The 4,296-nt window shown below is 28.0% G+C and carries 3 protein-coding genes; all 3 read right to left on the bottom strand.

Annotation, left to right across the window (positions count from 1 at the left end; translation table 11 throughout):
* Window positions 1-775: tubulin-like doman-containing protein (locus BLT46_RS12950; protein ID WP_218127665.1), on the bottom strand; the 775-nt coding region annotated here is incomplete at its 3' end.
* A 241-nt stretch (window positions 776-1,016) separates the two neighbouring features.
* The gene (locus BLT46_RS12945; protein WP_176770756.1) at window positions 1,017-1,925 is read right to left on the bottom strand and encodes a VWA domain-containing protein; all 909 of its coding nucleotides are present in this window, start codon (window positions 1,923-1,925) and stop codon (window positions 1,017-1,019) included.
* Between the two features lie 68 nt (window positions 1,926-1,993).
* On the bottom strand, window positions 1,994-4,147 hold the full coding sequence (locus tag BLT46_RS12940) for a hypothetical protein (protein ID WP_090410528.1): 2,154 nt from the start codon (window positions 4,145-4,147) through the stop codon (window positions 1,994-1,996).
* Between the last annotated feature and the right edge of the window lie 149 nt (window positions 4,148-4,296).

Below are 4,296 nucleotides of genomic sequence, written 5' to 3'. Positions count from 1 at the left end.
TTTCTGTAACAGGAATTATTTGTTGATTTAGATTGATTGATAACCCGAAGTTATGTACATCTTTACTCATTAAATAATCTAAGTCCATTAAAGCTGCATAACTATTAGGTCTTGTATTTGCCATAGAAATACCTTGTTGCATTGCATTAAATACATCTGGCAACACTGCAAATCCGATTGACTTAATATTATCATTACCTCTTAAAGCGTGCTTAACTAAATAAACCGTATCAATAAAAGTTCCACTACCAGTACCACCTGCAATAGAAAAGACAAAGTTAATTTCAATTCCAGCGTCTTTAGGAATGAACTTATTTTGGTTTGCTTTATCAATATTTTGAATAGCATTAATTTTATTTTGGACAGCATTTGTAATGTTGTTTTGGTGGAAATAGAAACAAAAACGACCATTTGTTCTTACCTGATTAGCTCCTTGTGATAAATTTTTTAAAGCGTATTCATTTTCTTGAGGCATCCAATCAAAAATGGTGTCTTTGTTTGTTTGATATGCGGAAGCAGCATCTTCTACACCAATGTGAATAATTTCGGAGAGAGTAAAAGAGACTTTATTATCTTTATTAGAGTGAACATCTAATATATTATCTCTCATAATTGTTTTTTCTCCTGTGCTTATATCTGTGTCAATTGCTAAAAAGCCAATCATAGGTGGTACTTCACCATAAGTATCTAAAAATCTCTTTTTAGTATGTAATAATGCTTGTGCTCCAGTTCCTCCTAATCCAATGAATAAACTTCTTTTTAAAGTATGTGCCATAGTCTATAATTATACAGTAGTTTTTATTCGTTAGTGATGTCATTAGTAAGCCTATAGTTTCCCAATTTTACAAGAGTTATTACGAATACTTTCATATTATATTCCCTTTCTTTTCGTACACGAACTTTCTTTTTACATTTGGAGAAAAGCCCACACATCATTAGCCAATGTATTTCAAAAAACCTAAAAAAAATCCTCAAAAAGTGGAACTCTTTGAGGATTATATTTTTTTAAAAGATAATTAAAGTTCATTGAAATAGAATACCTTTTCTTTCTTATTTATAATTTTACAATTGATTTCTTTATTGATAAGCTTAATATGTTTGTATTTAGAGTCATCAAAAATAATAGTAATTGGTAGAATAGAAGACTCTGATAAAGAAGCTTTAACTTCCTCTAACGATTTTTTTAAACGTAGTTTTATAGCAGTAGGCGTTTGCTCTAATGTAATAGATGGATTTACGATTTCAAATAAATCACTATTTAACTGTAAGCCTATTTTAGTATCATTATACTTTTCAGGTAAATTTTGTTTATTAATATTAAGTGTGAACTCAAGCTTCTCATCAATATTTATAATAGGGGAGGTATTATTGACAAACAGTGTATAGAACTCAATACCATGGATAAACTCCACTTTATCAGTTGCCTCAACAAGAGAACGCATTTTATTGTCAATAGCTTGTGAAGTAAGTTCAACTAAAAACATATAGGCATCCTTTTCAGCAGAGAATGAAGCCCATTTAGGAATTTCATTATACAATTTAGAAATAGGAGGATTGGGAACACTATGCCTACCATCAGTTAATAGATATACAATATTAATTTTAGAAGGGTTTACGTGTTTTTTAGCTTCAATCCAGGCATTATAGATATTGGTATTTTGACCAGGTACAGATTTAACAGTGATTTTTTTTAGTTGTTCTACTAAACGTTCTTTACCAACAGAGTTAGCAGATTCTTTCCACGTACTAATAATTTGGTCTTGCCAAGTCACAAGAACAATTTCAGCAGAAGGATCATCTATATTTTCAATTGCTTTAATTAATTGAGTTCTTACTTGATCGAAAATATTGATTGATCCAGGCTCACCAATTCCCCACATTGATTTGGTGATATCAAGCTCAAATATGTATTTTTTTTCTTTCAAACTATGCTGTGAAAACATAGGAAAGCTTAAAAAGAGAAAACATATTAATATTAAAAATGTTTTGAATTTCATTCTTTATCTTTTTTAGTTGATTTTGCAATTTTTTTAGTAGAAACTATACTCTCAATATTAATTGCTATAAAGCGATCTTTATTAGGGTTCTCCATTGTTTGTGGAATTGAGCTACTATAATATTTAGTCATTTGTTGTAATACTTGGTCTTTCTTTTTACAATTACAAATTGAAAATAATTCGTGTGTTTGCACTATATAAGTAGGAATAACATTTACAAAAGGTCTACTTCTTTCTTTTAACTTTTGAATATCCGTGTTAAAATCAAATGGTGTGAACAATTTTAAATGATCGTATTCACCAAGCATGTAATCAGAAATATAGAAATCAATTATTTCATATCTATTATTTAGGTTCTTTGTTATATAGTCACCTACAATGTCTATTATATCGCTTTTCTCGTCTATTAATTCAATTATTGGTATAGTTGTATTTCTAGTTAATTGAGATTTATGTTTTATAAAATAATCTTCTAAAAGTTCGATATCTAAGATATTCTGCACGAAAGAATAGTCGATATATGGAGTTCCCTTCCATTCTTGGTAAAGGAATGATTGATGTTGGTGTAGATCATCAACAATTAAACTAATTTTATTGTTTAGATCATTACAAATCTCATATAGCTTATATAATTCGTTTAGAGCATTTTGAATTTGCTCAATATTTTTACTTTTAGAATTTATTTCCTGCTTTAAAGCTGTAATATCATGGTTAATTTCTATAATCTCACGTTTAAAAGCTCTATTTGTAAAAAGTCTTGAAAAGAAGTTCTTTTGTTTGTGAAGCTCTTTAGTAATTTGCTTTTTCTTGTTTAGTTCCTCTAAACGTTTGTTTAAATCAGTTAGTTGATTTAATTGTAAGTACTTTCGTTCTAAAGGTTTCTTGTATTTTAAAAAGCTTTTTTCTAACTGTTTATTATATGCAGCTAATATTGTATTACTGTCTTTAATCGTTTTTTCTAAAGTAATAATCTCTTCGCTATAATCTTCTTCTAAAGTCTTTAATTCGTAAAGTTCCTTTTCGTTGTACATATGTTCAACGTACTTTCTTTTTGCTTCATTGACTGAAATATATTCTTTTTTGTTTTCTAGGATATATTCATGAACAATATTGAAAATTAGTTCTTTAATATTGTATTGTAGGGTGAACTTTTCTTCATTGATAACTTGGTCTTGTGTTTTGCCAAGTAATAATTGCAATATATGTAAATATGAACCAATGTTTAAGTTTTCAGATTCTTTAGAATCTGCAGTAACTATTTTTAAAAGCATTGAAATGTCAGTAGTACAATCGCTATAAAAATTGTTAAAAATTCCATTTATACTATCAAAGACGGATATGTTATAATAATTTCTTTTGTTAGTAGCAATACTTTCTTTTTCAAGGAAAGCATTAAATATTCTGTTATCAAAAAAAGCATTGAAATAAAACTTATCAAAAAAGACAGAACCTATTCCAAATGACATTAATTTATTTTTTCCAGGTAAGTTGCTAATTAGTTTATACTGATTAGTCATTATAGCAATGAGAAACTCATATAATGCAAAAGACAAATACTCGTGTTTATATCCCAAGAAAACAGCATTGATGTTTTTATCATCAAGCAGAAAAATACTATCTACAATCGGGTTAGTTTCTCTGACATTCTCTAAAAATGATAAGTTAGATGTAATTAGTTCTTCTTGTTTAGTAGATAATATACCTGTACCATCAGATAGTATTACGTAATTTTTAACTATCACTGTACCAAAAGTACCATCAAGTGTGTATTGCTTGATTATATTACTTATGGTTTCAATAATACTCAGGTCTACTTCTAATGCAGAGTAAACAAGATTTACATTAATATAAGTGTATTGCAAATCTTTAAACAATACATTAATGATAGAAATTAAGTCATTATATGCATTTGCAATAAAAATATGGTTATTTGTTAGCTTGTCATCTTCTTTATTAGGTAGTCTATAATTTATAAATTGATGTGTAGTTTTATCAAATACATCAAATTGTATTTCGTTTTCTATATCAATGGAGTAGAAAGACATAAGTTGTGGAAACAAATCCTCACGAGTATGGAAAATACTCGCAAGGTTTTGAACACAAATTGTCCCATCTTTTCCAATTGCTATGTTAATGCAAGGACTAATCATAAAGTGTCATTGTTATTTTAATTCTTTTGTAACAAAGTCAATTTCATTTCTTATTAAGTCAGCAACTTTGCTGTAGATTGATTTTTTCAAATCATCACGACTAATATTTATCTGAGCATAATTTGTGATATAGTTCATTTTTATATCAG

This window comes from Myroides phaeus, assembly GCF_900099675.1.
Classification (GTDB): Bacteria; Bacteroidota; Bacteroidia; order Flavobacteriales; family Flavobacteriaceae; genus Flavobacterium; species Flavobacterium phaeum.
The sequence above is the reverse complement of the archived record's forward strand: the minus strand, read 5'-3'. Positions and strand labels throughout refer to the sequence as shown.